The organism is Evansella sp. AB-rgal1, assembly GCF_041820985.1.
Classification (GTDB): Bacteria; Bacillota; Bacilli; order Bacillales; family Salisediminibacteriaceae; genus Evansella.
In genome coordinates, this window is the sequence record NZ_JBGUAU010000002.1 from 129,652 (window position 1) to 156,427 (window position 26,776).

Below are 26,776 nucleotides of genomic sequence, written 5' to 3' on the forward strand. Positions count from 1 at the left end.
CTGTAGTGGTTTAGATAAATGTTTCAATGTCGGCGTTTTCTTGAAGATTCTCCAGGTAATTAACCTGCATCAAGTAATGTTCTATTTCATCTTCTAGAACTTCATACTCATCTATATTTTCATGTTGTGCAACAAGTTGCTCATAATATTCTCTTTTTTCTTCCTCGGTTACAGCTAGTACACTTTTATCAATATGTTCTAACTCCAGCAGTTTTCTCACTTTTAGTTGTTGTTCCATATGCTCACGAAGAGAATCTTCGGTTAAACCTTGCATTTCTAAAACTTCATCAAAGGTCATATCTTCTGGTAAAGTTAAGGCTGCTTCTTCTTTCATTTGATCTAAATGAACAGTAACTTCTTCTTCTGTAACCTTAATATTTTGATCATCTGCTTCATTCAATAGTAGACGCTCTCTTATTAATTGATCAAGTATAATAGGTTCTACTTGTGCCGCAATTTCTGCTGCTTGCTCACTTTCTAAATCGAAACCTTCACGAAGGGCCGCTTCATTTATATCACTTCGGAAAATATCTTCTCCATTTACAGTAGCCACCACCTCAGTGCCAGCATCACCTGTTTCTTCTTTATCTCCATTATTCCCACATGCAACTATAAGGAAAATAGCACAAATAGATAATAATAAGAGACATCTTTTTGCAATTACCATGTTTCTCCACCTTTCTATATTAAAACAAATCTTTCACTAGTTACCACTTTACCATACATGTAAAAAGTAATTCAATTGAACTCTCAAATAAACTTTGAATTATATGAAAGAAGTTGGATGAAATGTTTACATACATAGCTTATAATTACAGAAGGTGTTTTCATAAGGGCACATTAGCAAAAGAATTACCCTATAAAGGTATTACATTTCATAAAACTCTCTTGCTAGGCATTTATTCTTTAGGCTATGTTAAAAGACATGTTGAGTTTTACGAAAGGTGCGAGTCTCCTATGGGAAAAACGTGCAGACGAGCCCCTAAACTGGGAGTTAACGACCGGATATGCTTACGGTACGCCCTAGGAAATCAAGAAACCTAGAGTAAAAATCAACAAAAAACTTTTAACAGAGCCATTATTTATATAGGGGGAAAACCATGAAAAATTGGCACAATCACATTAAACAAATGCCTTTTTTTGAAGGTCTCGAGGATGAGGAATTGCAGCCAGTTCTTAACTTAAGTCGAGTCATTCATCTAAAAGATAAAGAAATACTTTTTATTGAAGGTTCTACGAAAACCCATTTGTATATACTAGGGGCTGGAACTATCTTAATAAGTAAATTAACGGAAACAGGAGAAGAAAGCTTAATAAATGTTTTAGGTAAGGGAGAAATATTCCCTCATACAGGGATTTTTGATCATTCTCCATATCCTGGAACAGCCAAAGCAAAGAAAGATGTAACAGTTTTAGCTTTGCCAATAGAAGGATTTGAAACCTTAGTGAAGAATCATCCTCAAATTGCTTTTCGGATGATTCAAGTGATGAATGACAAGATAATCTTTTTGCAAAAAAGATTAAATGAAATACTATCTTTAAATGTTGAGGCAAGGCTAAAAGGAGCATTGGCTCATTTACAAGAAACACAAGGAAATACAATAAGATTAACACATCAAGAAATGGGGAACATAATTGGTTCCACTAGAGAAACAATTAGTAGACAATTAAAGAAGTGGGAACAAGAAGAACTTGTAGAAGTGAAAAAAGATAGGATTATTCTAAAAGCTAATTTAAACGATTGACTTAATTAAAAAACCACCGATATCGGTGGTTTTTTATTGTATCTATTCGAACTTTAATGCGTCGCCATCAAATGACTCTTCCGCAATTTTGATTGAATCTGTAGGACAGCCGTCAAGAGCATCTTCCATATCCTCATAAAGATCTTCAGGAACTTCTGCTGTACCTTGGTTATCGTCAAGAATTACAAATGCGATACCATCATCATCATAATCATAAATATCAGGTGCTGCTGCGCCACATGCTCCACATGCAATGCAAGTGTCTTTGTCCACGATTGTGTACTTTGCCATAACAAAAAACCTCCCATTGAAATTAAATTATAGAATCCCTTAATTTTCTCTTTTTATTCTAAAGGATCTTTGATTAAGAACAAATTTAATTGTGAAATTCATTCTTCCTTATTTTATTGTAAATGTTCCCATGATACATTTCAATATAAAATTACTGAGAATACTTATCATTAAAGGAATTTTAGTAGAAAGATATGCTAGACACCTATATAATTAATAGGGTTAAAGAATTTTTAAAAAGGGGTTTATTAGTAATGGATTATTATCATTGGTTAATCCTTACGTTTATAGATAAAATAAACGGGCAAAGAACCGTAGGTGGAATATTCCATCTTATTAAAGGGAAGAGGTCTGCTCAAACAATACAAGATGCTTACTATTTTCATGTATCTCCATTTGTTAGTTCAATAAAAGATTTAAACAAGCTAACTTTTGAAAACACGATTAAACAAATGGTTGAAAATGACTGGATTTATTATTCCAGTGAAGATGTTGTGATGATAACACCTAAAGGAGAGTCAACCTTATTAACTCTAAATAGTATGTATTACTTACCTAAAAATTACCATGGGGCAAAATTTGAGTGGAATGGTTCTGCATACCAGTTTTGGGATAGACTCGCTTTAACGGTACAAAGTTTATCACAAATGAGAAACGGAACTCCCTCTTTTGTTCCAATTTCATATCAACTACATACTCAGCATTGGGTTAAGCAATTATTTCACATGTATACTTATTCTGTTACTAGGATGAGCGACTTGTTGTATCATGACTTATTCACAGTTCTTAGTAAACTTCCTAATCGTGAAGCGGATTTATTTGTTGATCGTCTTACAAGTACAAAAAAAACAGGAAAAACGTTTCAACAACTTAGTAAAGGATATGCAAATGACGCTTTGTTTACAAAAATGCATTTTCAATCTGTCATTCATTTTATGATGAAAGAGATAAAGAGTAATGAGGTTAGTTATTCTTTCTTAAAGCACTTTATGACCGATATAGAAAAACAGCATGTTACTGTCTCTGCAAAAGAAACACATGTATTATTAAAAAAAGGAATGTCTATTGAAGAAATTGCCTTGATTCGAAACTTACGTAAAAGTACGATAGAAGATCATATCATTGAAATAGCTTTATACGATGAAGATTTTCCTTATGATCCATTTATAACTAAGAAAGAAATTGAAGCTGTGTTAGATATTGCTTCAAAATTAAATACAAAAAAATTAAAAGTGATCAAAGATCATTTAGGAACAACTTATAACTATTTCCAAATACGATTAGCTTTAACAAAGGAAAAAGGTGAATACTGTGACTAAGCTAACTACCGTACTGCATGAACATTTCGGATTTACAGAATTTCGTCCTGGACAAGAGGAGATCATCACTTCAGTTCTTCATGGTAAAGATGTATTAGCAATTCTTCCTACGGGTGGTGGGAAAACATTATGCTACCATCTACCTGCCAAATTAACAAAAGGTTTAACCCTTGTAATTTCACCTCTGTTGTCACTAATGGAGGATCAAGTTCATCAATTACGTGCACAGGGGGATAAAGATGTAGTTCAATTAAATGGAACATTAACCTTCGAGGAGAAGAAGAGTGTCATAGCTAATCTAAATGAAAAGACAATTCTATTTATTTCTCCTGAAATGTTAACAAATGAATATGTTGCGAGAAAATTAAAACGAATACATGTGGGGCTTTTTGTTGTAGATGAAGCCCACTGTATATCGCAATGGGGTCATGAGTTTCGAACAGATTATTTACGTTTAAAAGATATAAAGGAAATGGTTGGTTCGCCTCCCTGTTTCGCCTTAACGGCTACAGCTACAATAGAGGTACAAGAAGATATTATCTCCCGCTTATCCATGAAGGATTTAGTTGTCCACCGTTTTTCCGTTAATCGTCCTCAAATAAAGTACAATGTATATCAAACTGAGAGCAACAAAGAAAAGAAAAATCGGTTTTTTGAGATATTAAAAGTTGTTGAAAAACCAGCCATTATTTACACAGCAACTAGAAATGAAGCATTTCAACTAGCCGTTGAAATGAAAAAACGTGATTATCAAGATGTAGCGTTTTACCATGGGGGGATGTCCAAAGAAGATCGTTTGTTAGTACAGCATCAATTTCTTCGAGATGAACTAACATATATCTGCTGTACGAATGCTTTTGGAATGGGAATTAATAAACCAAATGTTCGAACTGTATTACATTACCATTTACCTAATTCGATAGAGCAATATGTTCAAGAGGTTGGGCGTGGTGGGAGAGATGGAAACGAATGTATGGCTATCCTTCTCTATACAAAGGAGGATCGACATGTTCCTATATCGTTTATTGAACGTGAATTTCCTACTCCGGAGGAATTAAAGGTGTGGTTCCAGGTGATAAATAATTGTTATAAAACGAAACAAAAGTTTGATAGTTCCATACAGCAACTCTTGTTGATAGATGATACTAGGTGGAAAATGCTGTTGTTTTACTTAGAGAAGTTGAATGTACTAAAAGGGAAAGTTGTAATAAAGGAAATAAATGAGGATTCAAAACTTCGTCTTAATCATTATTTTCAACAAAGGAAAAAGAATAAACTTCAACGCTTTCACCAATTAGAACAGATACTGAGTGATAATTTCTGCATAAGAACAGCTATTTTGAATTATTTTGGAGAAAAGAACGGGAAATCTCCATTAGTATGTTGTTCTGTTTGTGGAATAACCCTTAAAAAATCATCTGAAAATAATAGGAAATCTATGAAAGAACCGGAAATAGTAACTTGGCAGGAACAATTAAAATCTATCTTGCTACCAAGTACTGGAGGTAGCTTAAAGTGAAAAAGCAGGCAGAAATAATAAAACAGTTAACAGATAGAGAGCTACTCTTAAATTTGTACTTAACTCAAATGATAATGTTAATTATCGCAGTAGTTCTTAGTTTTCTTCTGTACCGAGACCCGCTATATCCTCTCTCACTAATTTATTGGGATTTGAACCACCTCCTACTAGGTATCGGAGTGGCTATTATCGTTGTTATTTTTGAACTGTTTCTAGCAAAAATATTACCTAAACATCTATTTGACGATGGGGGAATAAATGAGAGAATTTTTAGAAATCGCTCTATATTTCGCATTGCATTTTTATCTTTTATTGTAGGGTTTTCAGAAGAGATTCTTTTTCGTGGAGTAATACAAAGTAGTTTTGGCTTAATAGCAGCATCTCTCATTTTTGCTATTATACATTTTCGCTATCTACAAAATCTGTTTTTATTTACTTTTACCATTGTTTTAAGCTTTGTAATTGGATTGTTATTTTTCTATACTGGGAATTTACTAACTGTAATTATTTGTCATATGGTTGTTGACATGTTGTTAGGCTGGTGTATTAGACTTGGTGTTCTAAATGTTCGTAGTAACGAATAAATTTCAAAATAATTCTTTACATATGTTGTTTTCATGGTAAATTTAAATAAGAAAAATGGTAATAGAGAGAGGTGGGGAAAATGTCGAGTTATCCTCCTCGCAGTAAAGTAAAGCAATTAAAAAGGAAAAAATTGTATAAAGAGAAAGATAGCCCGGAATTAAATGAAGATAAAGAGTCTACGATTTCAAATACGTTAGATGTATTAAGTCTTCCTTCGCGTAAGGATATTCATAAGGAAAAGAAGTATCAAAAAATTAAAAATAATCGAACCCCAAAAAAGAAAAGCAATTTTCAGTTTCCATTAGTAAGAATTTTGTTAGTGCTTTTTATTTTATTAGTGTCAGGTATGTTTATTTACTCATTCTTGGCTCGATAATTTTGAATTCATTAAGACGTATAACTTGTCCCTCTTGCATATAATGTACTAATTATATTGCTAGGGGGATTTTTTATGGGTGAAAATGAAAAGGATTCAATTGTTGATATGAAAGAGCACCATGAAGTTGTTATAGAAGCATTAATAAAGGCAAAAGTGAAGGTAGAAACGGCAGAAAAAGCATTAATGAAAACAGGATTAACATTTCTTTCTATTTTGATATTAGGAATTGCTTATATTGTACTAAGAATCACATCTGGTGAAGGCGTGTCAGGCTCATATTTAACAATGCTAATATCTGATTGGATCATTTTAGCCTGGATTGCGATGTTGTTTATAAGCTTCTATTTTTTTGAGGGTAAGTCAAAAAAATTTGAAAAAACAGAAAAAGATTTTGATGAATTAAAAAATGATATCATTGATCGTTCCTCAGAGATTTGGAATTCAAATCAGTTAGAAGTGAAACGAATAGCACAGTTTCACGAATTAAAAAATAAATATGACATTAACTTATATCATAAATAAAAAAGCCTAAATGGCTTTTTTATTTCGGTCAGAACATTGGCAGATCTTAGACTGAGTTTGCGAGTCTTGTACTTTTCTTATTACGCACTGTTTTAAAAAAATGAACATTTTTATGACTTTTTGTTTTATAATGTCAACGATCAATAAACCTTCAATTATAATAAAAGATAAAGGGGGCGTTCTTTTATAAGAAAAACGATTATTACGAAACATTCTGATAGTGGAAGAAAGAAATTGCGGGTTACCTCGAACAAGATAAAAACAGAAAAAAATGTACAATTATCATTGTATGTTTTTGATTGTTAAACTATATTTTTTTGACCTGTGGATAAGAATTCCTGCAGACAAATCATACTATAGTTTCGTGAAAGGTTTCAGCATACATAATCAATGAGAATAACCTTGTAATAAAGAAATAGAAGATAAGGTCTCCTGTTATCGATCGACCTAGTTCATTCATTGCTTTAAACATCCCATCTTATAAAAAAAATACCAGTAAAGTAAAAGTTAATGGTAATGTTTTTAACGGCAGCTTTAGTATATCCTACTATAGTAAGACATGATGTTTCCCACTTTAGTATACATACATCTAAAATTGCACACTATTTAGGAATTGACCGTGTTTAAGGACATGGTATTATTAGGTGTTTTCATAAAAAAAACTGATATACTATGTAAGTAAAGCTTAATTTCCTTCCTCATTCAAGTTTTAGAGGGGAAAAATTAAGTTCCAGTAAATAAAAAGCTATACTAGGTGGAATGAAAGCAATGGAAGTTGAAGGAGTGAAAAAATGAGTTCAAATGTAAAATCAGATATTGAAATTGCACAACAAGCAAAGATGAAACGAATTCAAGATATTGTGGACGAACTTAAGCTATCGGTGGAAGAATGGGAGCCATATGGTCACTTTAAGGCAAAGCTGTCATTATCCATTTTAGATAGATTGAAGGATAAACCAACTGGGAAAGTAATTTTAGTTACAGCGATTAATCCAACTCCTGCCGGGGAAGGGAAATCAACGGTTACTGTTGGTTTAGGGCAGGCTTTAAATAAAATAGGGAAAAATACGATGATTGCTTTGAGAGAACCTTCTTTAGGACCAACAATGGGTATAAAAGGAGGAGCGGCAGGAGGTGGCTACTCCCAAGTAGTACCGATGGAAGATATCAACTTGCACTTTACAGGGGATATTCATGCAATAACTACAGCACACAATGCACTTGCTGCAATAGTAGATAATCATATTCATCGAGGAAACGAATTGAACATTGATGTTCGCAGAGTTGTATGGAAGCGAGTCCTAGATTTAAATGATCGTGCTTTACGAAATGTTATTGTTGGTTTGGGTGGGCCATTACAAGGTGTACCTAGGGAAGACGGTTTTGATATTACAGTAGCATCTGAAATAATGGCGATTTTATGCCTTGCTACTAGTCTAGACGATTTAAAAGAAAGATTATCGAGAATTGTAGTCGCATATACATTTGAAGAAAATCCAGTAACAGTGAAAGATTTACAAGTCGAAGGGGCATTAACTTTATTATTAAGAGATGCACTTAAACCTAACCTAGTTCAAACATTGGAAAATACTCCAGCGTTAATCCACGGAGGACCATTTGCAAATATTGCACATGGTTGTAACAGTGTTATAGCTACGAAAATGGCATCAAAGCTAGCAGATTATGTAGTGACAGAAGCGGGATTTGGTGCTGATTTAGGAGCAGAGAAATTCTTAGACATAAAAACTAGAGCAGGAGGAATTGATCCAGATCTAGTGGTAATTGTAGCTACTATACGTGCTTTGAAAATGCATGGTGGTGTACCAAAGGATGAATTAAAATCTAAAAATGTAGAAGCCTTAAAAAAGGGATTAGCAAATTTAGAGAAACATGTGGAAACAATTCGAGCGTTCGGATTACCACATGTTGTAGCAATTAATCGTTTCATTCATGACACGGACGAAGAAATTGACACTTTAAGAACCTGGTGTCATGAGCAAGGAATCAATGTTGAACTTGCAGACGTATGGGAAAAAGGAGGAAGTGGAGGTAAAGACTTAGCTACTCGAGTAGTGAAAGAAATTACAAACTCTAAAAAAGACTTTACTCCAATGTATGATCTGGATTCCTCTATTGAAGAAAAAATAACTGCCATTGCAACAAAGGTTTACGGAGCAACTGGGGTTGAATTTTCAAAGGAAGCAAAGATACAAATGACAGTTTTTAGTAAAATGGGATGGGATAAATTCCCCATTTGTATGGCGAAAACACAATATTCCTTATCTGATGATCCTACTAAACTTGGTAGACCAACAAACTTTACAATATCTGTTCGTGAATTAAAACCAGCTGTTGGCGCGGGTTTTATCGTAGCACTTACTGGAAATGTAATGACAATGCCTGGGCTACCGAAAGAACCAGCTGCATTAAAAATGGACGTAGACGAACACGGACGTGCTGTAGGATTATTCTAGATTTATATTAATACAAAAGTGTCCAAGAGATCAGTGGACACTTTTTGTATTATAAAAAAGAACGGAAATTTCAGGTTATATATCTTCTTTTTAGATATTAAATGGTATTCATTTTATTGATGATGACATATAGATTGTATTAATAAAACAATAACTAGTTAGTTGGAGGTGTTCCAACTGAAGGTACGAATTATTTTATACTTGATCACGTTGTTTTCTTTCCACTTCGTACATCAAAAATGGAAGGATATTGTTACGTCATCAAGTCAAATTAGAATGGAAATATTCTTCTTTGAGCCTTTCTCATGGTTTATGTTGGTAGTATTTTTTGTTATAGGTTTTCTTTGTTTATCAAAGCTTCTTTTTTTATACCTTTTTCCCAACATTCATAAATACGAAAAAATCTTCAGCATTATCGTTCTTTTAGTTTTGATAATTCTATATAAACTAGTGGCAATTCTCATGCTCGCTTTTGCAAGTGCTTATGCTATAATGGAAGCCATTGACTATTCAAAACGATTATCTCGATACACAAGGAGAGATCACCATTGATTTTTTTCATTCTTTTATTAACAGTCCTTTTCTTTATCTTACTTACGTATATGGCTAATCAAGCAAAAGAATTGCAAATAACGGAAGAGGTACTATACGTAGATAATATTACAAAAGAAATTAGTTTTCTATTTATAAGTGATGTACATCGACGTGAAATAAAAAAGGAAATCCTACAAAGGTTACCTCCTGTTGATTTTGTTGTAATTGGTGGTGATTTAGTAGAAAGAGGGGTAAAGGATGACCTAGTAAATAACAATATTACTAGTATACAAACTCTCGGACAAGTTTTTTTTATATGGGGAAATAATGATTACGAATTTGGTGAGCATAAACTCCGTCAAATTCTTTTTCAAAGAGGGATAACTTTATTAGAGAATGAGTCTTATTTATTTAAAGAGGAAAATGTTTTATGGAGCTTAGTTGGCGTAGAAGATGTAACTAGCTTACGAAGTGATTTACAAAGGGCAATGTCTTATGCAGAAGGACCATGCATTCTAATTAGTCATGATCCAAATATTATAAAAGAAATGGAGCACTCCCAAAATATAATAGCAATCCTTTCAGGTCATACACACGGAGGACAAATTAGAATAGGCCCTATAGGAATAGCAGAAAAGGGCGGTTGGAAACAAAAAAGAAATATACCAGTTTTTATTAGTAACGGTTTCGGAACGAGGAAACTACCTCTTCGCCTAGGTGCAGTACCACAAATACATATTTTTAAGATAATTGGAAAAAGGACTAATTAAGTACGGTCCTTTTTTTGCTTTTCTTCCAATAAATGAGAATATACAGCTGTACTTTAAGGTGAAATGAAAAGGCGTAATTTCAGACGAGAATACAGCTTCAAGCAAGTGGAAACATGAACCATGGAGGGACAAAATACTTTCTTAGATGTTTAATGCGGAATTTTGAGGAGGATCGGTAACTCCCTTGGAAAGTGAGCAGGTTGGAGCGAATGGAATACAAACAAAGGTGTTAAAAACTAGATAGTTTATGCACTCTTACGAACGTGTATTTTCCGGGAAACCTCATAAGCATGGACAAGCTTTCATTTAGAAGAAAAAAATATTCTTAGGCATTCGGTTGAACCAAAAACATGCTGTATACATAGTTTATCAGTAAGAGTATTGAAAACGTGAGAATAGACACTTTTTATGACACCATCAAGGAGGACCGACCATGCGACTGGAGCGGTTAGCATCAGATAAAATCAAAATATTTTTAACCTTTGATGACCTCAAAGAAAGAGGGATTACCAAAGATGAAATTTGGATGGATGTTCCGAAAATTCACGACTTATTTCGAGATATGATAACAGAAGCAAGTGATGAGTTAGGCTTCGATGCTGAAGGTCCAGTAATTGTTGAAGTTTTCGCTTTACCATCTCAAGGAATGGTTGTGATTGTTACTATAACAGATGAGGCAGAAGAAACTTTTGATGACTCTTTTATTGAATTACAAATTACATTAGATGTGAATGATAATTTATTATTTAAATTTGAGGATATTGAGGATGTAATACAATTAGCAAAACAGTTAACTACCTTAGGAATTAGTTCAGGAAAATTGTATCATTATGAAGATAGCTATTATCTACAATTTAACGAAATTGATGCAATTTCAATAGGTGTTGAATCTTTTATTTCCATTGTCGTAGAATATGGAGATACAGCAACGGTTACAACATATCGACTAGAGGAATACGGGAAGACGATTATTCAAAAACATGCGATTCAACAATTAAATAATTCCTTTATTTAAAAACTCCTAGACTTTAAAAGGAGTTTTTTTTATGTTAGATGCTTATACTATTTTTGTTCTAACGATATAGGCTTTTTCTAATGTCCTTTTAAAAAAGATTATAAAGCATTCCTTTTTGGGCTTTGTAGTTGTTTAGCTCTATGCGCCAACGGCTCGTGTCAAATAACCTGCCCGATTAAAAGTAAAAGCAAACTATTTATCGTCCACAATATTTGCACTTCGCCAGGAGAGAGGATGTCGACATTACGTCATTGCCCACAAGACTTGGGCTCGTTCTTAGGCCGAATTGGAAAGAGACTTGCAGTTCGTCCAAACAAAGCGAGCAACCAGAAGTAAAAATCAATGTCAACGTTTAACTGAGTCTAATTTTAAAATATAGGTGTGGAAAAATCCGGTTAGTTTCTTTATAGTAGAAATTGTAGATTTTGAATTATATTTTCGTATTCTTAGAGGTGAAAACATGGGTAATAGTGAAGATACTAACAAGAATAAAGATGAAGTTGAAAAAGAGGAAAATAAGAATGTTTTACAATCAACTAGAACTGTTATTAAAAGAGCGTTAGATCGTCTAGGATATCCACAAGAAGTGTTTGAGTTAATGAAAGAACCTTTACGCATGTTGACAGTTCGTATTCCAATAAGAATGGATGACGGATCCATTCATATTTTTACGGGATTTCGTGCTCAGCATAATGATGCAGTTGGACCAACGAAGGGTGGTGTACGATTCCATCCAGACGTTTCTGAAACTGAAGTGAAAGCGTTATCGATATGGATGAGTTTAAAAGCAGGAATTGTTGATCTTCCATATGGAGGCGGAAAAGGAGGGATCATTTGTGACCCTCGTGAAATGTCTTTTCCTGAACTAGAGCGATTAAGTCGTGGGTACGTACGTGCAATTAGTCAAATTGTAGGTCCTACAAAAGATATTCCTGCTCCAGATGTGTTTACTAACTCTCAAATAATGGCTTGGATGATGGATGAGTATAGCAGAATAAAGGAATTTGATTCTCCAGGATTTATTACAGGTAAACCAATTGTATTAGGAGGTTCACATGGGCGTGAATCAGCTACAGCAAAAGGAGTCACCATCTGTATTCGTGAGGCGGCAAAGAAAAAAGGCATTAACTTAGAGGGCGCAAGAATCGTTATCCAAGGCTTTGGGAATGCTGGAAGTTTCTTAGCTAAGTTTATGCATGATACAGGAGCAAAAGTCATTGCTATTTCAGACGTATACGGAGGACTTCATGATCCAGATGGTTTAGATATTGATTATTTATTAGACAGAAGAGATAGTTTTGGAACTGTTACAAAGCTATTTAAAGATACTATTTCAAATAGTGAACTTCTAGAACTCGACTGTGACATATTAGTACCAGCTGCAATAGAAAATCAAATTACAAAAGAGAATGTCCAAAAAATAAAAGCGGAAATTATTGTGGAAGCAGCAAATGGTCCAACAACGATTGAGGCTACAGAACATTTAAATGAAAGAGGAGTTCTCCTTGTTCCTGATGTACTTGCAAGTGCAGGGGGAGTTACAGTTTCGTATTTTGAATGGGTTCAAAATAATCAAGGTTATTATTGGACGGAGGAAGAAGTGGAAGAGAGATTAGAGAAAGTAATGGTATCTGCTTTTGATAATGTGTATAAAGTAGCAACGTCAAGAAAAGTAGATATGCGTCTGGCTGCATATATGGTTGGTGTAAGAAAAATGGCAGAAGCCAGTCGATTTAGAGGTTGGATTTAACAAAACTGCAAAATTACAATATAATATATGAAAGAAAATCCCTTTCGGTTGGAAGGGATTTTTCAGTTAGTACATAGATGACATAAGTTATGAGGTGGATTATATGATGATTCAAAGAGAACAGGCTATCATAATTGGAGGAGGACCTTGTGGATTAGCGGCTGCAATTGCCCTTAAAACCGCAGGACTAAATCCACTAATTATTGAAAAAGGAAATATAGTAAATGCTTTATACCATTACCCTACACATCAACAATTTTTTAGCACGAGTGAGAAGCTTTCGATTGGTGATGTTCCTTTTTATAGCACGGAAAGAAAACCAAAGAGAAACGAGGCACTAGTATATTACCGAGAAGTGGTAAAAACAAAACAGCTACGTATAAATGCGTATGAAAAAGTTTTGAATGTAACAAGGGATTCAAACGGGAATTTTCTATTAACAACAGACAAAGAGGGAAAAATGTATGAAACGACATACGTTATAGTAGCTACGGGTTATTATGACTCGCCAAATATGATGGGGATTAAAGGAGAAGAACAAGATCATGTTTTTCATTATTTTAAAGAAGCACATCCATTTTATGACCAGGATGTAGCGGTGATAGGTGGAAAAAATTCAGCAGTGGATGCTGCATTAGAATTAGAGAAAGCAGGTGCCCGGGTATCTGTATATTATCGTGGCACAGAATATTCTAGTAGTATAAAACCTTGGATTCTACCTGAGTTTGATTCACTTGTTCGTAATAAAAAAATTCATATGTATTTTAAATCAAAAGTAGAGGAAATAAAAAAAGGCTCTGTATTGATTAAACAGGGAAATCAAGTCATTGAAAATGCGGCCAATTTCGTATTTGCTATGACAGGATATCACCCAGATCATTCTTTTATTAAAAGTATGGGGGTATCTATTGATGATAGTACTGGTCGTCCATACTTTCATTCAGAAACGATGGAAACAAATATAGAAAATATTTTTATTGCAGGAGTTATTGCTGCAGGAAATAATGCAAATGAAATTTTTATTGAAAATGGACGTTTCCATGGACAACAAATTGCTCAAGCTATACAAAGTAGGAAATAGGTTAAAAAATTGGAGGACTTTTATGAAGAGGGTAGCTGTAATTACGACGGGAGGCACAATAGCAAGTAAGCAAAATGATGAGGGGCGCCTCACTTCTGGTGCCATGACTGGTGAAGAGTTAAAGGATATTCTTGATTTACCTACAGATATTAAGGTAAGTATTTATTCTATGGTGCAGAAGCCCAGTATGCATATTACATTTGAGGATTTAGATGAAATACGAGAAAAAATAAACGAGTTGTTTGAAAATGATCTAACAGATGGAATCGTTATAACACACGGAACGGACTCCTTAGAAGAATCTGCATATTATTTTGACTTGACAATAGATAATTCTAGACCGATTGTCGTTACAGGATCTCAGAGGGCGCCTGAACAATTAGGTAGTGATGCATTCATTAATTTACGACACGCTATCTATTCAGCTTGTGATAAACAGCTAGATAAAATAGGTACAGTCGTTGTATTTAATGAACGTGTATTTGCTGCTAAACTTGTAAAAAAAGAGCATGCATCTAATATTCAAGGATTTAATTCATTTGGATTTGGTTACTTAGGAATTATCGATAACGATAAGTTGCTTTTATATCAGCGTCCTACTCGTATAGAGAAAAACATTCCAATAAAAAAAGATATTCCAACGATAGATATTGTGAAAAGTTACTTAGGGGCGGATGAAAAACAAATTAGAGCTTGTATCGTTGCAAAGGTTGATGGGATAATTTTAGAAGGGGTAGGTAGAGGTCAGGTTTCTCCATTGATGATGCCTGCTATAAAAGAAGCGATCAATGCTGGTATTCATATTGTTATTACAACTGCGGCAGAAGAAGGTGAAGTTTATACCACCTACGATTATTTAGGTAGTGCATTTGATTTATATGAATCAGGTGTCATCTTAGGAAAAGATTATGATAGCAAGAAAGCAAGGATAAAGTTAATGACGTTATTGAGGGCAAACAAAAATGTGGCAGAAGGTTTTTTACATTAAATTTACTCAAGATGCTTTTTATAATTAGTAAACATTGGAATTAGAAACTTATTAATACTGTTGCTATATGGGAATATATTACTTATTATTAATAGAGAAAGTATTAAGTTAGGAAAGGCGATGAGCCTTATGATTCCAATATTAACTGCAGGGCTTGCCCCTGCAATAGCTTTGCTTTGTTTTTTCTATTTAAAGGATGACTTTGAACAAGAACCTATTTATATGGTTTTTAGAAGTTTTTTATTCGGTGCTTTACTTGTGTTTCCAATCCTTTTCATACAATTTGCTCTTAATGAGGAAGGTTTTGTTACATCCGTTTACAAGGAAGTATTTGTTCAAACTGCTTTAATTGAGGAATTTCTAAAATGGTTTATTGTATTATTAACAGTGTATCATCATATTCATTTTAATGAACGTTATGATGGCATTGTGTATGCAACCGCTGTTGCATTAGGTTTCGCTTCTGCTGAAAATGTATTGTACTTATTAGCTAATGGTCTTGAAACTGCTTTTCTTAGGGCGGTTTTCCCAGTTAGTAGTCATGCGCTGTTCGGGGTTTTAATGGGATATTATTTAGGTAAAGCAAAATTTTATCCAGAAAAGCAATATTTTTATTTAGCATTGTCTTTCTTCTATCCATATTTACTACACAGTCTTTATAACTTTATATTATTAACACAAAGTAGATGGATTTATATGCTAACCCCTTTTATGATATTTCTCTGGTTTCTTGGTTTAAGGAAGATAAAGAAGGCAAATCAAAATCAAGGATCCTATTTCAGAAAAAATATTGCTTAGATGGAATAGAAATGTACTCATTTCTTGAACCACAGTGTCACTTCGTTGTATAGTAAAAAACAAGATAAGTATATAATTACTGATTAATACAAAAAAGGAGTGATCATTATTGCCTGAAACAAAGCCGCGGTATAAAGTGACCATACGATGTTATGAATGTGGTGAAAAGTATATACTCCGTGGTCGTCCAAATAATAGTGGGGGCTTTGACACAGGATTCAAACGTTGTATTTGTGGGAATGAATCAAATCTTAAAATTGATATAACTCCAGAATGAAAATAGAGGGTGTATGGAAGGGATCTCGTTAGATCACTCCCATACACCCTCTTCTTATTTAGAGAAGAAACGCTGTGAGGCACCAAAAGTATGGCATGAAACATATTATCAGGTCTTTATTCTATGGAAATTAGGAAAGTTGGAGGTAGCTTTGTATAAAATAAGCTTGTTTGATAAAACTATCCATATTGAAACATGAAGTGTGAATTATACAGTAATAAATGAGGAGGATGTCACATGAATAACAGCAGGATTAGTGCAAAAAAGCGATTGTGCATCATATCGATGTTCATTTATGTCACGCTTACATTATTACCGATATCTACTGGAGCATTTTCTGATCAAGTTATCCAAAGAGGCGCTACAGGAGATGACGTGGTAGAGTTACAAGCTAGACTTCAATATATCGGGTTTTATGATGAACAAATTGATGGTGTTTTCGGATGGAGTACATACTGGGCAGTCCGAAATTATCAGTCAGAGTTTGGGATGGATGTCGATGGACTCGTAGGTGATCAGACGAAAGCGATGTTAGAAAGGTCAACTCAATTCGATAAAGAATTTGTGCACAAAGCACTAAGAGAAGGAAGGAAATTTACCCATTATGGAACAACCCCTTTAGATATTCAAAAGGGCCCTAAAGGAAGTAGAGATTCTGGAGAAAGTGAACAAGACGGTGGTAGCCCAGAGCAAGATCAACAGGGAGGAACAGCTCCTGAACAAGGGCAGGATTCAGGCACGGGGCAACAGCAACCAAGCCCAGGACAACAGCAATCAGATACTGGCCAACCACAAGATCAACCACCTACACCTGGTACGTGGGAGCAACCGGCACCACAAGAAGATCAACAAGGGATGGAAAGTCCAGACCCAGGACAGGTGACAGAACAAACTCCTCAACAAGGAGAAGAAGAGGTTGAAACTCCAACAGACGAAACTGTAGATCCAGAAGGGGAAACAAACGATGCAGATATACAAAGTGCTATAAATGTTCCTCAAGGTTTTTCTGATAATGATATTCGAATTATGGCACAAGCAGTTTATGGAGAAGCAAGAGGCGAACCTTATGTAGGGCAAGTAGCTGTTGCAGCTGTTATTCTAAATAGAATGCAAAGCCCTATTTTTCCAAATACTGCATCTGGAGTAATTTTTGAACCGAGAGCTTTTACTGCAGTAGCTGATGGTCAAATATATTTAGAGCCAAATGAAACTGCAAGAAAAGCTGTTTTAGATGCAATAAACGGACAAGACCCATCTGGGAATGCTTTATATTATTTCAATCCTGATACTGCAACATCCGGGTGGATTTGGACAAGACCTCAAATTAAGAAAATAGGGAAACATATCTTTTGTAAATAAATGGACGGAGGTGTTAGTGTGATACGTTCTGTAATGATAGGAATTTTAACAGTAGCATTAGTTGGAACAGGATTTTGGGGATATAAAGAACATCAAGAGAAAAATTCAATTCTTATAAAATCGGAAAATAATTATCAACGAGCCTTTCATGAACTAACATATCATATTGATCTATTACACGATGAAATCGGATCAACACTTGCAATGAATTCCAGAGATAGACTGTCGCCATCTCTAGCAGAAGTTTGGCGAATAACTGCTTTAGCACAAAATGATTTAGGACAATTGCCATTGGCTTTAATGCCTTTTAGTAAAACAGAAGAGTATTTGTATAATATTGGTTCTTTTTCTTATCGTAACGCTGTACGTGACTTAGAGAATGAACCGCTAACAGACGAGGAATATGACACATTAGTAGCATTATATGAACAATCAGGTGAAATCCAAAATGAAATGAGAAAAGTACAATCGATGGTTCTTAATGATAACCTTCGTTGGATGGATGTAGATTTAGCTTTAGCTTCAGAGGATGAACCTTTAGATAACGCCATTGTAAATGGATTTAAGATAGTGGATGAAAAAGTAGAAGGATTTGCTGAGGTAGACTTTGGTGCGGGATCATCAGAACTTGCTACAAATGATGAGCAAATTGCAGCTAACCTAGTAGGAGAAGAAATATCGGAGAAGGAAGCACTAGAAAAAGCGAAAGTTTTCTTTAATTTAGAAAATGTTAATGGTGCAGAAGTGACAGAAACTGGTGAGGGATTGGCATATGAAGCATACAGTATAGTTATTCCAGATGGAAAACATGATACAAATGTAGTGATGGACGTGACCAAAAAGGGTGGATATCCCGTTTGGATGCTAAATGAAAGAGATATTGCAAAACAGAGCATAAGTTTAAATGAGGCATTCGAGAATGCACAAGCTTTTCTAGAGAACAATGGCTTTGACAGTATGAAGCTAGTTGATAGCAAGCAGTATGACAATATTGGTGTATTTAATTTTGTAGGATTAATGGATAATGTAAGAGTGTACGCGGACTCTGTTGTTTTAGAGGTTGCCTTAGATGAAGGGGATATAATAGGTTATGAGGCCTTTGCCTATCTAGATCAGCATGGTGAACGGGAGGAATTTACTCAAGAATTAACAGTAGAAGAAGCTCAAGAGTTTCTTAATTCAAATTTGGAAGTTATGGAACATCATTTAGCAGTAATAGAAAATCAGCTTGGGGAAGAAGTACTATGTCATGAATTTTATGGGGTAATCAAAAATGACACGTACCGTATCTTTATAAATGCAGAAAATGGTAAAGAAGAAAAAGTAGAAAAACTTGCAAATCCAGAGCCTAAGTATCGCCCATAAGAAAAAAATGGAATGCTGGACAAGAAAAAGCTTTTAAATTTTTCTCCGAGAATGTCTCAGGGTATTTGTCACCTAAAGAGACATTCTTTTCTTTTTTATCAAAATAAGAAGGAATTTTAGGTTTCGTATCGAATATCATTTCGAGTACATTTTTGATTTAAAGGAGAAGGTTCATTTGATTAAGATCGGTAGTACAATATTTTTAGAATTAAATGATCCTGATGGGGATAAAAAACGATATCGAAGTAAGGTATTAGACTCAGAAGGAGATTGTTTGTATATTGATTATCCTGTTGAAGAAGTATCAAAGAAAGCTCATTTTTTGTTAGAAGGAACACAATGTCGAGCTTGGTTCGTTGGGAAGGACAAAGCTATTTACTTATTTAATACAGAAGTGTTAGGTAAATTAGAAAGAGAATTTCCTATGCTTGTATTGAGTGATCCAAAGAGTGAGAATTACATTCGAATTCAAAGGCGTCAATATGTTCGAATTGAACTACCAATAGATGTTGCTGTCCAGCCTCTCAGTAACAATGTTCATCCGTTTACAACAGTGACGATAGATATTAGTGGAGGAGGAATGGCCCTTTTATTACCCTCTAATCATACACTGAAACAAGATGACGAAGTGAATTCTTGGTTACCACTTCATTATCAATCAGGTGAGATTACCTATATCAATGTAACAGCAAAAGTAGTGCGAATCATTCCTGAAAAAGATAATGATAAGGGTTCATTTCAATTTGTGGCAATTAAAGAAGGGGATAGGCAGAAAATAGTTCGCTTTTGTTTTGAAAAACAACTTGCGCATAGAAAAGTAAAGACGAATAATGGCTAGGCAGTAACATAGCAGTATAGTTTCGAAACATAGACCTTCGTTCGCCTAATGTGATAAAATTGGCGTATAGTCTTAAAAATATGATTGTTAGAAAGGGTATACAGCATGATGAAACAGATTAATATTGCAATTGATGGACCTGCAGGGGCAGGGAAGAGTACCGTTGCGAAAATGGTGGCAGAAAAACTATCCTATGTGTATATCGATACAGGAGCAATGTACCGTGCACTTACATATGAAGCACTAAATAAAAAAGTGAATATAAATGACGGAGAGAAACTTTTTGACGTTCTCTCGAATATTACATTTTACTTAGAAAATAAAAATAGCGGTCAGTCTATTTATATTAATGGACAAGATGTTAGTGAACAAATTCGCTCCTCCTTCGTTACAAATCAAGTTTCCTATGTAGCAAAGCATTCAAAAGTTCGCACAGAAATGGTGAAAAGGCAGCAATTACTTGCAGAAAACGGTGGAACAGTAATGGATGGTCGTGATATAGGTACGGCTGTGTTACCTGAAGCAGAGGTAAAGATTTTCTTAACCGCATCTGTAGAGGAAAGGGCACGTAGACGCCATGAAGAACTTTTAACAAAAGGTCAACCTTCTAAATTAGAAAAATTAAAAGAGGAAATAAGTCTGAGAGATAAATTAGATTCAGAAAGAGAAATTGCTCCGTTGAAAAAAGCAGAAGATGCAAGGGAAATAAATTCTACCTCCATGACAATTCCGGAAGTTGTAAATGCGATTCTCTCTTTTGTTGATGAAAGAAGGGAAACAAAAAGTGAGTAAATTATATAGTACAGGACAATTCTTGTGTCGAACATTTCTTCGATTGTTTTTTCGCGTGAAAGTGATAGGGAAAGAAAACATTCCAGAGAATGAAGGGGTTCTGTTATGTTGTAATCATATTCATGAATTAGACCCTCCTTTTTTAGGTGCTTTTATTAAAAGACAAACAAGATTTATGGCTAAATCTGAGCTGTTTGAAGCTCCTATTTTAAAATCGTTGCTTCCTAAATTAGGTGCATTTCCTATTCGTCGAGGGATGAGTGACCGTCAAGCGTTAAGGACGGGATTAAAATTGTTATCTGAAGGAGAGCTAATAGGAGTTTTTCCTGAAGGTACAAGAAGTAAATCTGGAAAACTAGGAGAAGGTTTAGCTGGAGTAGGATTTTTTGCCCTACGTTCTAATGCCTATATTGTTCCTAGTGCTATCATTGGTAATTATAAATTGTTCTCGCAAATTACTCTAGTATACGGAAAGCCAATAGATATGGATAAATTAAGAGAAGAAAAAGTTTCTGCAGAGGAAGCAACGAATAAAATTATGGCAGGGATTCAAAAGCTACTTGACGAATATGATAAATAGGGGATTTCATATTTATATTTCTACTAGTATTTTATCTAAGTGAAAAAGGAAAATGAACGAAAAGAAGTGAAAAAGCCTCTCGAAGCTGAGAGGATTATCATATAAATAGTTCATGCCCGAATATCGGGGATTTAGGGAGGTATTGTCGATGGTAGATGAAATGAATAATGAAATGACTGAAGTGAAAACATTCTCAGTTGGTGAAATTGTTACAGGAACAATTTCAAAGATCGAGGAAAAGCAAGCATTTGTTAACGTGGGCTATAAATTGGATGGAGTAATCCCAATTAGTGAATTATCCAGTTTACACGTTGAAAAGGTAAGTGATGTATTGAGTGAAGGTGAAGAGGTTGAGGTAAAAGTACTAAAATCCACTGATGATGAGCTTGTATTATCCAAAAGAGCAGTTGCTGCTGCAAAGGCTTGGGATGAATTACAAGCGAAGCTAACTTCAGGAGAAACTTTAGAAGCTGATGTAGCTGATGTTGTAAAGGGTGGTCTTGTAGTGGATGTAGGTGTAAGAGGATTTATACCAGCATCTCTAGTGGAACGTCACTTTGTTGAGGACTTTTCCAATTATAAAGGGAAAACCCTACGTTTAAAAGTTGTTGAAATGGATAAAGAAAAAAATAAGTTGATTCTATCTCAGCGGGCAGTTTTAGACGAAGAAGCTTCTTTGAAAAAAAGGGAAACCCTAACCTCTATTAAAGTGGGCGATGTATTAGAAGGGATAGTTCAACGATTAACTGATTTTGGAGCGTTTGTTGATATAGGTGGGGTAGATGGTCTCGTACATATATCACAAATGGCGCATCATCATGTAGAAACACCATCAGAGGTACTTAATGAAGGAGATCAAATAAAAGTAAGAGTGTTAGGAGTAGATCCTGATAATGAAAGAATATCTTTATCAATAAAAGATACTCTTCCTGGACCTTGGGAACAAATTCAAGGCAAATTTAAACAAGGTGATATGGTGGAAGGTGTAGTAAAACGACTTGTTTCTTTCGGAGCATTTATTGAGATTTCCCCTGGTGTAGAAGGCTTAGTTCATATTTCTCAAATAGCTAACAAACATATTGGTACTCCAGGAGAAGTTCTGAAAGAAGGAGAAACAATTCAAGCGAAAGTGCTAGATATAAATATTTCTGACAAGAGAGTTTCTCTCAGCATCCGTGCCTTACAAGAGGAAAAAGAAGCAAAAATAGAAAATGAAGTAAAACAAGAATACCAAAAACAAGATGATCACGCTGGATTTTCATTAGGAGATGTAATTGGTGATCAGTTAAAAAAATATAAAAATTAAACAATAGAGTAGGTGATTGAGGTGAGTCGTTCAAAAAGGAAACTTGAACACATATCACATGCGTTACAAACAGGCCAGACCCGAAGTTCAGGGTTCGATGATATAATGTTTCTTCACCAAAGTCTACCAAATATAGATGTTGAGGATGTTTCATTAACAACCTCTATTGGCGAACTGGTTCTCAGTTCGCCTCTTTTTATAAATGCTATGACTGGTGGTGGTGGAAAAGGAACAGAGATGATAAACAGCCAACTAGCAGAAATTGCAAATCATTTTGGATTGCCGATGGCAGTGGGATCACAAATGTCTGCTATTAGAAATCCTTTAGAAGCTGCGTCTTTTAAAATTGTAAGAAAAAAGCATCCTAACGGCATATTATTTGCTAACATTGGAAGTGAAGCCACCGTTGATCAAGCAAAAAAGTGTGTTGATATGATTGAGGCGGATGCTCTTCAAATTCATTTAAACGTCATACAAGAACTAGTAATGCCAGAGGGGGACAGGAACTTTCATGGAGCACTTGATCGAATTGAATTAATTTCGAAAGAGCTTTCTGTACCTGTCATTGTAAAAGAGGTTGGTTATGGAATGAATAAAGAAACTGTAGTTAAGTTATATAATGCTGGAGTCTCCATAGTTGACATTGGTGGATTCGGAGGTACAAATTTTTCTAAAATTGAAGATAAACGAAGAGAAAAGTCATTATCTATTTTTCATGAGTGGGGAATACCAACTGTTGTTTCCATTGCAGAAGCAAAGCATTCTCCATTTCCAGTTACAGTGATTGGGTCTGGTGGAATACAAACATCACTAGATATAGCCAAGTCTATAGCTTTAGGGGCAAATGCGGCAGGGATGGCTGGGAATATTCTTCGTATAGCTAAAGAAGACGGCGTGGAAGGAGCGGTAACGTATATAGAGGATGTATTGGAGGAATTGAAAATGATTATGACGGCTGTTGGTGCAAAGAAGATCAATGACCTGCAGAAAGCTCCACTACTTATATTTAATAGGACAAAAGAGTGGTTAGAAATGCGTGAGATTTCACTTTCTATGTATAGTAATCGTCAGATCCCCGATTAATTAAAAAGAGGTCTAGCCTAAAAATAAACGATCTCATTGGTGGGTTACTTATTATATTTTGGCTATCTTTGTTGTTTTGTATTCCATTCGCTAGAGTCCACTCCCTTTCCTGTGCGGAGCTACCAATCCTCCTTGAGGAAGTACGGTGCCCAAGTCCTGTGGGAACAGCGTCATGTCGCCATCCTAGCTCCGCTCTGCGGTGTCTTGCCTCTGCTCTGCTCCCACTGGAGTTCCGTGGGCATTCGCTCTTTCTATATAAAGAGAAAAAGAGTACTAGAATACTTCTTAACTTATTTCATCCGGCATGAGGCAGGGCAAAATTTATACTTGTATAGAGGTCAATTCTTGAGTAAGCATACTAGTTAAGAATGAAAAAGGTTTGTCAAAGAGTACTGCTTTGACAAACCTTTTTATTAATCTCTTTGGCGTTTTCTTGCTGAATCTTCTCCTTCTAGTTTTGTACTACCGCCATAATGTAGGCTTTGATCTCTATCTGATGCAACTCGTCCTTCTTTTCTCAATTTTTTTTCCTGTCTATCTTTGCCCATGTTTATTTCCCCCCTTTTTTCAAACAATTATGTATATTTTACCTACTTTGTTGACGAATATGTATAGAAGAGAGGAGGAAGTTTTATGGATGGATTTTGGTTTTTTTGGGCAATGTGGTTGGTGGTTATTGCTATTCAGTTTTTTGATGAATCGTCACGAAAGCAAAAGTGGATTGTAACTTGCTTACTTATAATTAGTACATCTTCTATTGTGATTCCGTTTTTAACGATATCCCTTAGAATGCCATTAATTATTTTTGCAATAATATCATTTACATATATTGCGCGTTTGGACATGAAAAATATTTTTTATGCTTACATTCTTTCTACCCTTACCGCTGCCGTATTTTTAATGGTTAACTATTTTATTTTTTTCGAGCCTGTGTGGTTATATGTTTCCCCATTAATTATGGTGTCATTTTTAACGTTATTTTCAAATATCGTCTTTATGAAGAATCAGAAAAAGCGTGTCGCTATATTAGTTTCAGGTTTTGTACAAGGAGAAGGATTGCTTGTGGTTTTACTATGGCACCAGTCACACCCGTCGTTTAGTACATTTATTTATGGAGATTATATAGTTTTAGATATGCTTGGAATGTCATTATTTTTAGTACTTTGTTGGAATCTTATTGAAAATTTTGTTGAATTTATTAAGAAAAAATGGATTAACGGAAAACTTGGACCGCAACATAGTCCTGGTAAAGTAAATGTTTGAGGGGAAATATTCCAAGATTTATTTGTCGAAGCTGAACACATTTTGATATAATGTTGTAGCATCCTTTCCAAATGTAGTCTGGAAAGGATTTTCATTATGATAATGAGCACAATAATTATGTAGAACATTTTGTTGAAAGTGAGGAATGAACGTGCCAAAACCCATATTAGCAATAGTAGGAAGACCAAATGTCGGGAAGTCCACTATTTTTAATCGAATAGTAGGAGAACGTATTGCTATTGTAGAAGATAAACCAGGAGTAACACGAGATCGAATCTATAGTTCTGGAGAGTGGTTAAACAAAGAATTTAATATTATCGATACTGGTGGAATAGAAATAAATGAAGAGCCGTTAATGGTACAAATGCGGTATCAAGCTGAACTGGCAATTGAGGAAGCGGATGTCATTTGTTTTGTTGTTAATGGAAGAGAGGGAGTTACTGCAGCAGATGAAGAAGTTGCACAACTTCTATTCCGTTCAAAGAAACCAATAGTTTTAGGTGTTAATAAAATGGATGACCCTTCCATGCATGAAAAGCTTTATGAATTCTATAGTTTAGGTATTGGTGATCCATATCCAATATCAGGTTCACATGGAATAGGGTTAGGGGATTTACTAGACAAAGTGGTGGAAAGTTTTCCAGTAGAGCAAGAAGAACTTTATGATGATGACACCATAAAATTTAGCTTAATAGGAAGACCGAATGTAGGAAAATCCTCGCTTGTTAATGCAATATTAGGGGAAGAGAGAGTAATTGTTAGTGATATCCCTGGTACTACACGGGACGCGATTGATACGCCCTTTACAAAAGATGGACAAGATTATGTGGTTATTGATACTGCAGGGATGCGCAAAAAAGGAAAAGTGTACGAAAGTACGGAAAAATATTCGGTACTTCGAGCATTACGGGCCATTGAAAGATCGGATGTAGTTTTAATGGTAATTAACGCAGAAGAAGGAATGATTGAACAAGATAAGAAAATTGCTGGTTATGCTCATGAGGCAGGTAGGGCTGTAATAATAGTTGTGAATAAATGGGATGTAATAGAGAAAGACGATAAAACGATGCAAAAGTTTGAGCAAAAGTTACGAGAAGAATTTTTATATTTAAGCTATGCTCCGATCGTTTTCCTTTCAGCAAAAACAAAACGAAGAATGCAACATTTACTACCGGTAATTAATACAGTTAGTGAAAATCATACAATGCGTGTTCAAACACACGTTTTAAATGATGTGATTGTAGATGCTGTTGCTATGAATCCTACCCCGACTGATCATGGTGGGAAACGACTACGTATTAGTTATGCAACACAAGTATCAGTAGCACCTCCAACTTTTGTATTATTTGTAAATGATCCAGAGTTACTTCATTTTTCTTATAAGAGATATTTAGAAAATAAAATTAGGGATACATTTGATTTTACAGGTACACCTATCCATATTATTGCAAGGAAAAAAAGTGAATAATATATTTTAGGAGGTTTAGAATGATAGCAATATTCTCCATTATCATTTCATATTTGTTGGGTTCAATCAGTTTTAGTTATATCATTGCAAAGAAAATTAAAAAGGTTGACATACGTCAACATGGTAGTGGAAATGCAGGAGCAACTAATACGCTCAGAGTACTTGGGGTTGGTCCTGCTATCATTGTTCTTTTATTGGATTGTGCTAAGGGAATTGTTGCAGTTATTTTAGGGTCTGTCTTAACAGGAGATCCTTACATTGCTGCTGCAAGTGGGCTAGCCTCTATCATAGGTCATAATTGGCCAATCTACTATGGTTTTCGTGGAGGGAAAGGTGTAGCTACAACCGTTGGTGTATTAGCAATACTGGCTTTTTATGCTGCGCTTATTTCAGGGATAATAGCAATAGCATTCATTGTGGTTACCCGTTATGTTTCCTTAGGATCTCTAATCTTTATTATTGGAACAACCTTAATTACAGCTATTTTTGGTTCTTATTTTAATTATCCTATATATCTTTTCATTTTCTTAATAGCAATAGCAATCTTATCTGTTTGGCGTCACCGTACAAATATACAACGATTACTTAAAGGTAATGAAAGTAAGCTTGGAGAAAAAGCAGTAACTAAATAACAAGGAATGAATAATCCGCTATTATACAATTTTGTTCTTCTAA

At 34.8% G+C, this 26,776-nt stretch carries 26 protein-coding genes; 23 read left to right on the forward strand and 3 right to left on the reverse strand.

Going from position 1 to position 26,776, the window contains the following annotated elements; all coding sequences use genetic code 11:
• Positions 1 to 10: 10 nt before the first annotated feature.
• The gene (locus ACERII_RS02195) at positions 11 to 667 is read right to left on the reverse strand and encodes a SurA N-terminal domain-containing protein (protein WP_373639795.1); all 657 of its coding nucleotides are present in this window, start codon (positions 665 to 667) and stop codon (positions 11 to 13) included.
• A gap of 433 nt (positions 668 to 1,100) precedes the next feature.
• Between ACERII_RS02195 and ACERII_RS02200 the strand changes: the two genes are divergently transcribed.
• Positions 1,101 to 1,745, forward strand: coding sequence for a Crp/Fnr family transcriptional regulator (locus ACERII_RS02200; RefSeq protein WP_373639796.1), 645 nt, complete (start codon positions 1,101 to 1,103; stop codon positions 1,743 to 1,745).
• Positions 1,746 to 1,787: 42 nt separating this feature from the next.
• Here the strand turns inward: ACERII_RS02200 and ACERII_RS02205 are convergent, their stop codons facing one another.
• Positions 1,788 to 2,036, reverse strand: a complete 249-nt coding sequence (locus ACERII_RS02205; RefSeq protein ID WP_373639797.1) for a ferredoxin — start codon at positions 2,034 to 2,036, stop codon at positions 1,788 to 1,790.
• A 254-nt stretch (positions 2,037 to 2,290) separates the two neighbouring features.
• Between ACERII_RS02205 and ACERII_RS02210 the strand changes: the two genes are divergently transcribed.
• The 19 genes from ACERII_RS02210 (at position 2,291) to fni (ending at position 23,370) form a co-directional block, all read left to right on the forward strand.
• Positions 2,291 to 3,355, forward strand: a complete 1,065-nt coding sequence (locus ACERII_RS02210) for a YpbB family protein (protein ID WP_373639799.1) — start codon at positions 2,291 to 2,293, stop codon at positions 3,353 to 3,355.
• Positions 3,348 to 4,874 (forward strand): RecQ family ATP-dependent DNA helicase, encoded by a 1,527-nt coding sequence (locus ACERII_RS02215; RefSeq protein WP_373639800.1) that lies wholly within the window; start codon positions 3,348 to 3,350, stop codon positions 4,872 to 4,874. The genes ACERII_RS02210 and ACERII_RS02215 overlap by 8 nt, the downstream gene beginning before the upstream one ends.
• Positions 4,871 to 5,458 (forward strand): CPBP family intramembrane glutamic endopeptidase, encoded by a 588-nt coding sequence (locus ACERII_RS02220; protein WP_373639801.1) that lies wholly within the window; start codon positions 4,871 to 4,873, stop codon positions 5,456 to 5,458. The genes ACERII_RS02215 and ACERII_RS02220 overlap by 4 nt, the downstream gene beginning before the upstream one ends.
• Before the next feature lie 80 nt (positions 5,459 to 5,538).
• Positions 5,539 to 5,835 (forward strand): hypothetical protein, encoded by a 297-nt coding sequence (locus tag ACERII_RS02225; protein WP_373639802.1) that lies wholly within the window; start codon positions 5,539 to 5,541, stop codon positions 5,833 to 5,835.
• 75 nt (positions 5,836 to 5,910) lie between these two features.
• Complete coding sequence (locus tag ACERII_RS02230) at positions 5,911 to 6,360, forward strand: DUF2663 family protein (protein ID WP_373639803.1); 450 nt, start codon at positions 5,911 to 5,913, stop codon at positions 6,358 to 6,360.
• A 791-nt stretch (positions 6,361 to 7,151) separates the two neighbouring features.
• Positions 7,152 to 8,834, forward strand: coding sequence for a formate--tetrahydrofolate ligase (locus ACERII_RS02235; RefSeq protein WP_373639804.1), 1,683 nt, complete (start codon positions 7,152 to 7,154; stop codon positions 8,832 to 8,834).
• Between the two features lie 548 nt (positions 8,835 to 9,382).
• Positions 9,383 to 10,138: a metallophosphoesterase gene (locus ACERII_RS02240; RefSeq protein WP_373639805.1), complete on the forward strand. Its 756-nt coding sequence runs from the start codon at positions 9,383 to 9,385 to the stop codon at positions 10,136 to 10,138.
• A gap of 433 nt (positions 10,139 to 10,571) precedes the next feature.
• Positions 10,572 to 11,153, forward strand: a complete 582-nt coding sequence (locus ACERII_RS02245; RefSeq protein ID WP_373639806.1) for a genetic competence negative regulator — start codon at positions 10,572 to 10,574, stop codon at positions 11,151 to 11,153.
• A 460-nt stretch (positions 11,154 to 11,613) separates the two neighbouring features.
• Complete coding sequence (locus tag ACERII_RS02250; RefSeq protein WP_373639807.1) at positions 11,614 to 12,903, forward strand: Glu/Leu/Phe/Val family dehydrogenase; 1,290 nt, start codon at positions 11,614 to 11,616, stop codon at positions 12,901 to 12,903.
• A gap of 109 nt (positions 12,904 to 13,012) precedes the next feature.
• On the forward strand, positions 13,013 to 13,984 hold the full coding sequence (locus tag ACERII_RS02255) for a YpdA family putative bacillithiol disulfide reductase (RefSeq protein ID WP_373639923.1): 972 nt from the start codon (positions 13,013 to 13,015) through the stop codon (positions 13,982 to 13,984).
• Between the two features lie 22 nt (positions 13,985 to 14,006).
• Positions 14,007 to 14,972, forward strand: a complete 966-nt coding sequence (locus ACERII_RS02260) for an asparaginase (RefSeq protein ID WP_373639808.1) — start codon at positions 14,007 to 14,009, stop codon at positions 14,970 to 14,972.
• Positions 14,973 to 15,101: 129 nt separating this feature from the next.
• Entirely contained in the window at positions 15,102 to 15,770 is a 669-nt protein-coding gene (gene prsW / locus ACERII_RS02265; protein WP_373639809.1) for a glutamic-type intramembrane protease PrsW, read from the forward strand.
• Positions 15,771 to 16,284: 514 nt separating this feature from the next.
• Positions 16,285 to 17,406 (forward strand): cell wall hydrolase, encoded by a 1,122-nt coding sequence (locus ACERII_RS02270; protein ID WP_373639810.1) that lies wholly within the window; start codon positions 16,285 to 16,287, stop codon positions 17,404 to 17,406.
• An 18-nt stretch (positions 17,407 to 17,424) separates the two neighbouring features.
• Positions 17,425 to 18,771, forward strand: coding sequence for a germination protein YpeB (ypeB, locus tag ACERII_RS02275; protein WP_373639811.1), 1,347 nt, complete (start codon positions 17,425 to 17,427; stop codon positions 18,769 to 18,771).
• Positions 18,772 to 18,946: 175 nt separating this feature from the next.
• On the forward strand, positions 18,947 to 19,609 hold the full coding sequence (locus ACERII_RS02280) for a flagellar brake protein (RefSeq protein ID WP_373639812.1): 663 nt from the start codon (positions 18,947 to 18,949) through the stop codon (positions 19,607 to 19,609).
• Positions 19,610 to 19,714: 105 nt separating this feature from the next.
• Positions 19,715 to 20,401: a (d)CMP kinase gene (cmk, locus tag ACERII_RS02285; protein WP_373639813.1), complete on the forward strand. Its 687-nt coding sequence runs from the start codon at positions 19,715 to 19,717 to the stop codon at positions 20,399 to 20,401.
• Positions 20,394 to 20,981: a lysophospholipid acyltransferase family protein gene (locus ACERII_RS02290; protein WP_373639814.1), complete on the forward strand. Its 588-nt coding sequence runs from the start codon at positions 20,394 to 20,396 to the stop codon at positions 20,979 to 20,981. Before cmk ends, ACERII_RS02290 begins: the two co-directional genes overlap by 8 nt.
• A 148-nt stretch (positions 20,982 to 21,129) precedes the next feature.
• Positions 21,130 to 22,287 carry a 30S ribosomal protein S1 gene (rpsA, locus tag ACERII_RS02295; RefSeq protein ID WP_373639815.1) on the forward strand — a complete coding sequence of 386 codons (1,158 nt, stop codon included), beginning with the start codon at positions 21,130 to 21,132 and terminating at the stop codon, positions 22,285 to 22,287.
• Positions 22,288 to 22,308: 21 nt separating this feature from the next.
• The gene (gene fni / locus ACERII_RS02300; RefSeq protein WP_373639816.1) at positions 22,309 to 23,370 is read left to right on the forward strand and encodes a type 2 isopentenyl-diphosphate Delta-isomerase; all 1,062 of its coding nucleotides are present in this window, start codon (positions 22,309 to 22,311) and stop codon (positions 23,368 to 23,370) included.
• 413 nt (positions 23,371 to 23,783) lie between these two features.
• Here the strand turns inward: fni and ACERII_RS02305 are convergent, their stop codons facing one another.
• Positions 23,784 to 23,918 carry a YpzI family protein gene (locus ACERII_RS02305; protein WP_373639817.1) on the reverse strand — a complete coding sequence of 45 codons (135 nt, stop codon included), beginning with the start codon at positions 23,916 to 23,918 and terminating at the stop codon, positions 23,784 to 23,786.
• An 85-nt stretch (positions 23,919 to 24,003) separates the two neighbouring features.
• Here ACERII_RS02305 and ACERII_RS02310 point away from each other — a divergent pair, with 85 nt between their 5' ends.
• The 3 genes from ACERII_RS02310 (at position 24,004) to plsY (ending at position 26,733) form a co-directional block, all read left to right on the forward strand.
• Positions 24,004 to 24,633: a YphA family membrane protein gene (locus ACERII_RS02310; protein ID WP_373639818.1), complete on the forward strand. Its 630-nt coding sequence runs from the start codon at positions 24,004 to 24,006 to the stop codon at positions 24,631 to 24,633.
• 151 nt (positions 24,634 to 24,784) lie between these two features.
• On the forward strand, positions 24,785 to 26,101 hold the full coding sequence (gene der, locus ACERII_RS02315) for a ribosome biogenesis GTPase Der (protein WP_373639819.1): 1,317 nt from the start codon (positions 24,785 to 24,787) through the stop codon (positions 26,099 to 26,101).
• A 20-nt stretch (positions 26,102 to 26,121) separates the two neighbouring features.
• The gene (gene plsY / locus ACERII_RS02320) at positions 26,122 to 26,733 is read left to right on the forward strand and encodes a glycerol-3-phosphate 1-O-acyltransferase PlsY (protein WP_373639820.1); all 612 of its coding nucleotides are present in this window, start codon (positions 26,122 to 26,124) and stop codon (positions 26,731 to 26,733) included.
• Positions 26,734 to 26,776: the final 43 nt, after the last annotated feature.

Coding starts and splice junctions, on each gene's coding strand:
- ACERII_RS02195 (WP_373639795.1), bottom strand. CDS start 667: ATGGTAATTGCAAAAAGATGTCTCTTATTATTATCTATTTGTGCTATT.
- ACERII_RS02200 (WP_373639796.1), top strand. CDS start 1,101: ATGAAAAATTGGCACAATCACATTAAACAAATGCCTTTTTTTGAAGGT.
- ACERII_RS02205 (WP_373639797.1), bottom strand. CDS start 2,036: ATGGCAAAGTACACAATCGTGGACAAAGACACTTGCATTGCATGTGGA.
- ACERII_RS02210 (WP_373639799.1), top strand. CDS start 2,291: ATGGATTATTATCATTGGTTAATCCTTACGTTTATAGATAAAATAAAC.
- ACERII_RS02225 (WP_373639802.1), top strand. CDS start 5,539: ATGTCGAGTTATCCTCCTCGCAGTAAAGTAAAGCAATTAAAAAGGAAA.
- ACERII_RS02230 (WP_373639803.1), top strand. CDS start 5,911: ATGGGTGAAAATGAAAAGGATTCAATTGTTGATATGAAAGAGCACCAT.
- ACERII_RS02235 (WP_373639804.1), top strand. CDS start 7,152: ATGAGTTCAAATGTAAAATCAGATATTGAAATTGCACAACAAGCAAAG.
- ACERII_RS02245 (WP_373639806.1), top strand. CDS start 10,572: ATGCGACTGGAGCGGTTAGCATCAGATAAAATCAAAATATTTTTAACC.
- ACERII_RS02250 (WP_373639807.1), top strand. CDS start 11,614: ATGGGTAATAGTGAAGATACTAACAAGAATAAAGATGAAGTTGAAAAA.
- ACERII_RS02260 (WP_373639808.1), top strand. CDS start 14,007: ATGAAGAGGGTAGCTGTAATTACGACGGGAGGCACAATAGCAAGTAAG.
- prsW (WP_373639809.1), top strand. CDS start 15,102: ATGATTCCAATATTAACTGCAGGGCTTGCCCCTGCAATAGCTTTGCTT.
- ACERII_RS02270 (WP_373639810.1), top strand. CDS start 16,285: ATGAATAACAGCAGGATTAGTGCAAAAAAGCGATTGTGCATCATATCG.
- cmk (WP_373639813.1), top strand. CDS start 19,715: ATGATGAAACAGATTAATATTGCAATTGATGGACCTGCAGGGGCAGGG.
- rpsA (WP_373639815.1), top strand. CDS start 21,130: ATGGTAGATGAAATGAATAATGAAATGACTGAAGTGAAAACATTCTCA.
- ACERII_RS02305 (WP_373639817.1), bottom strand. CDS start 23,918: ATGGGCAAAGATAGACAGGAAAAAAAATTGAGAAAAGAAGGACGAGTT.
- ACERII_RS02310 (WP_373639818.1), top strand. CDS start 24,004: ATGGATGGATTTTGGTTTTTTTGGGCAATGTGGTTGGTGGTTATTGCT.
- plsY (WP_373639820.1), top strand. CDS start 26,122: ATGATAGCAATATTCTCCATTATCATTTCATATTTGTTGGGTTCAATC.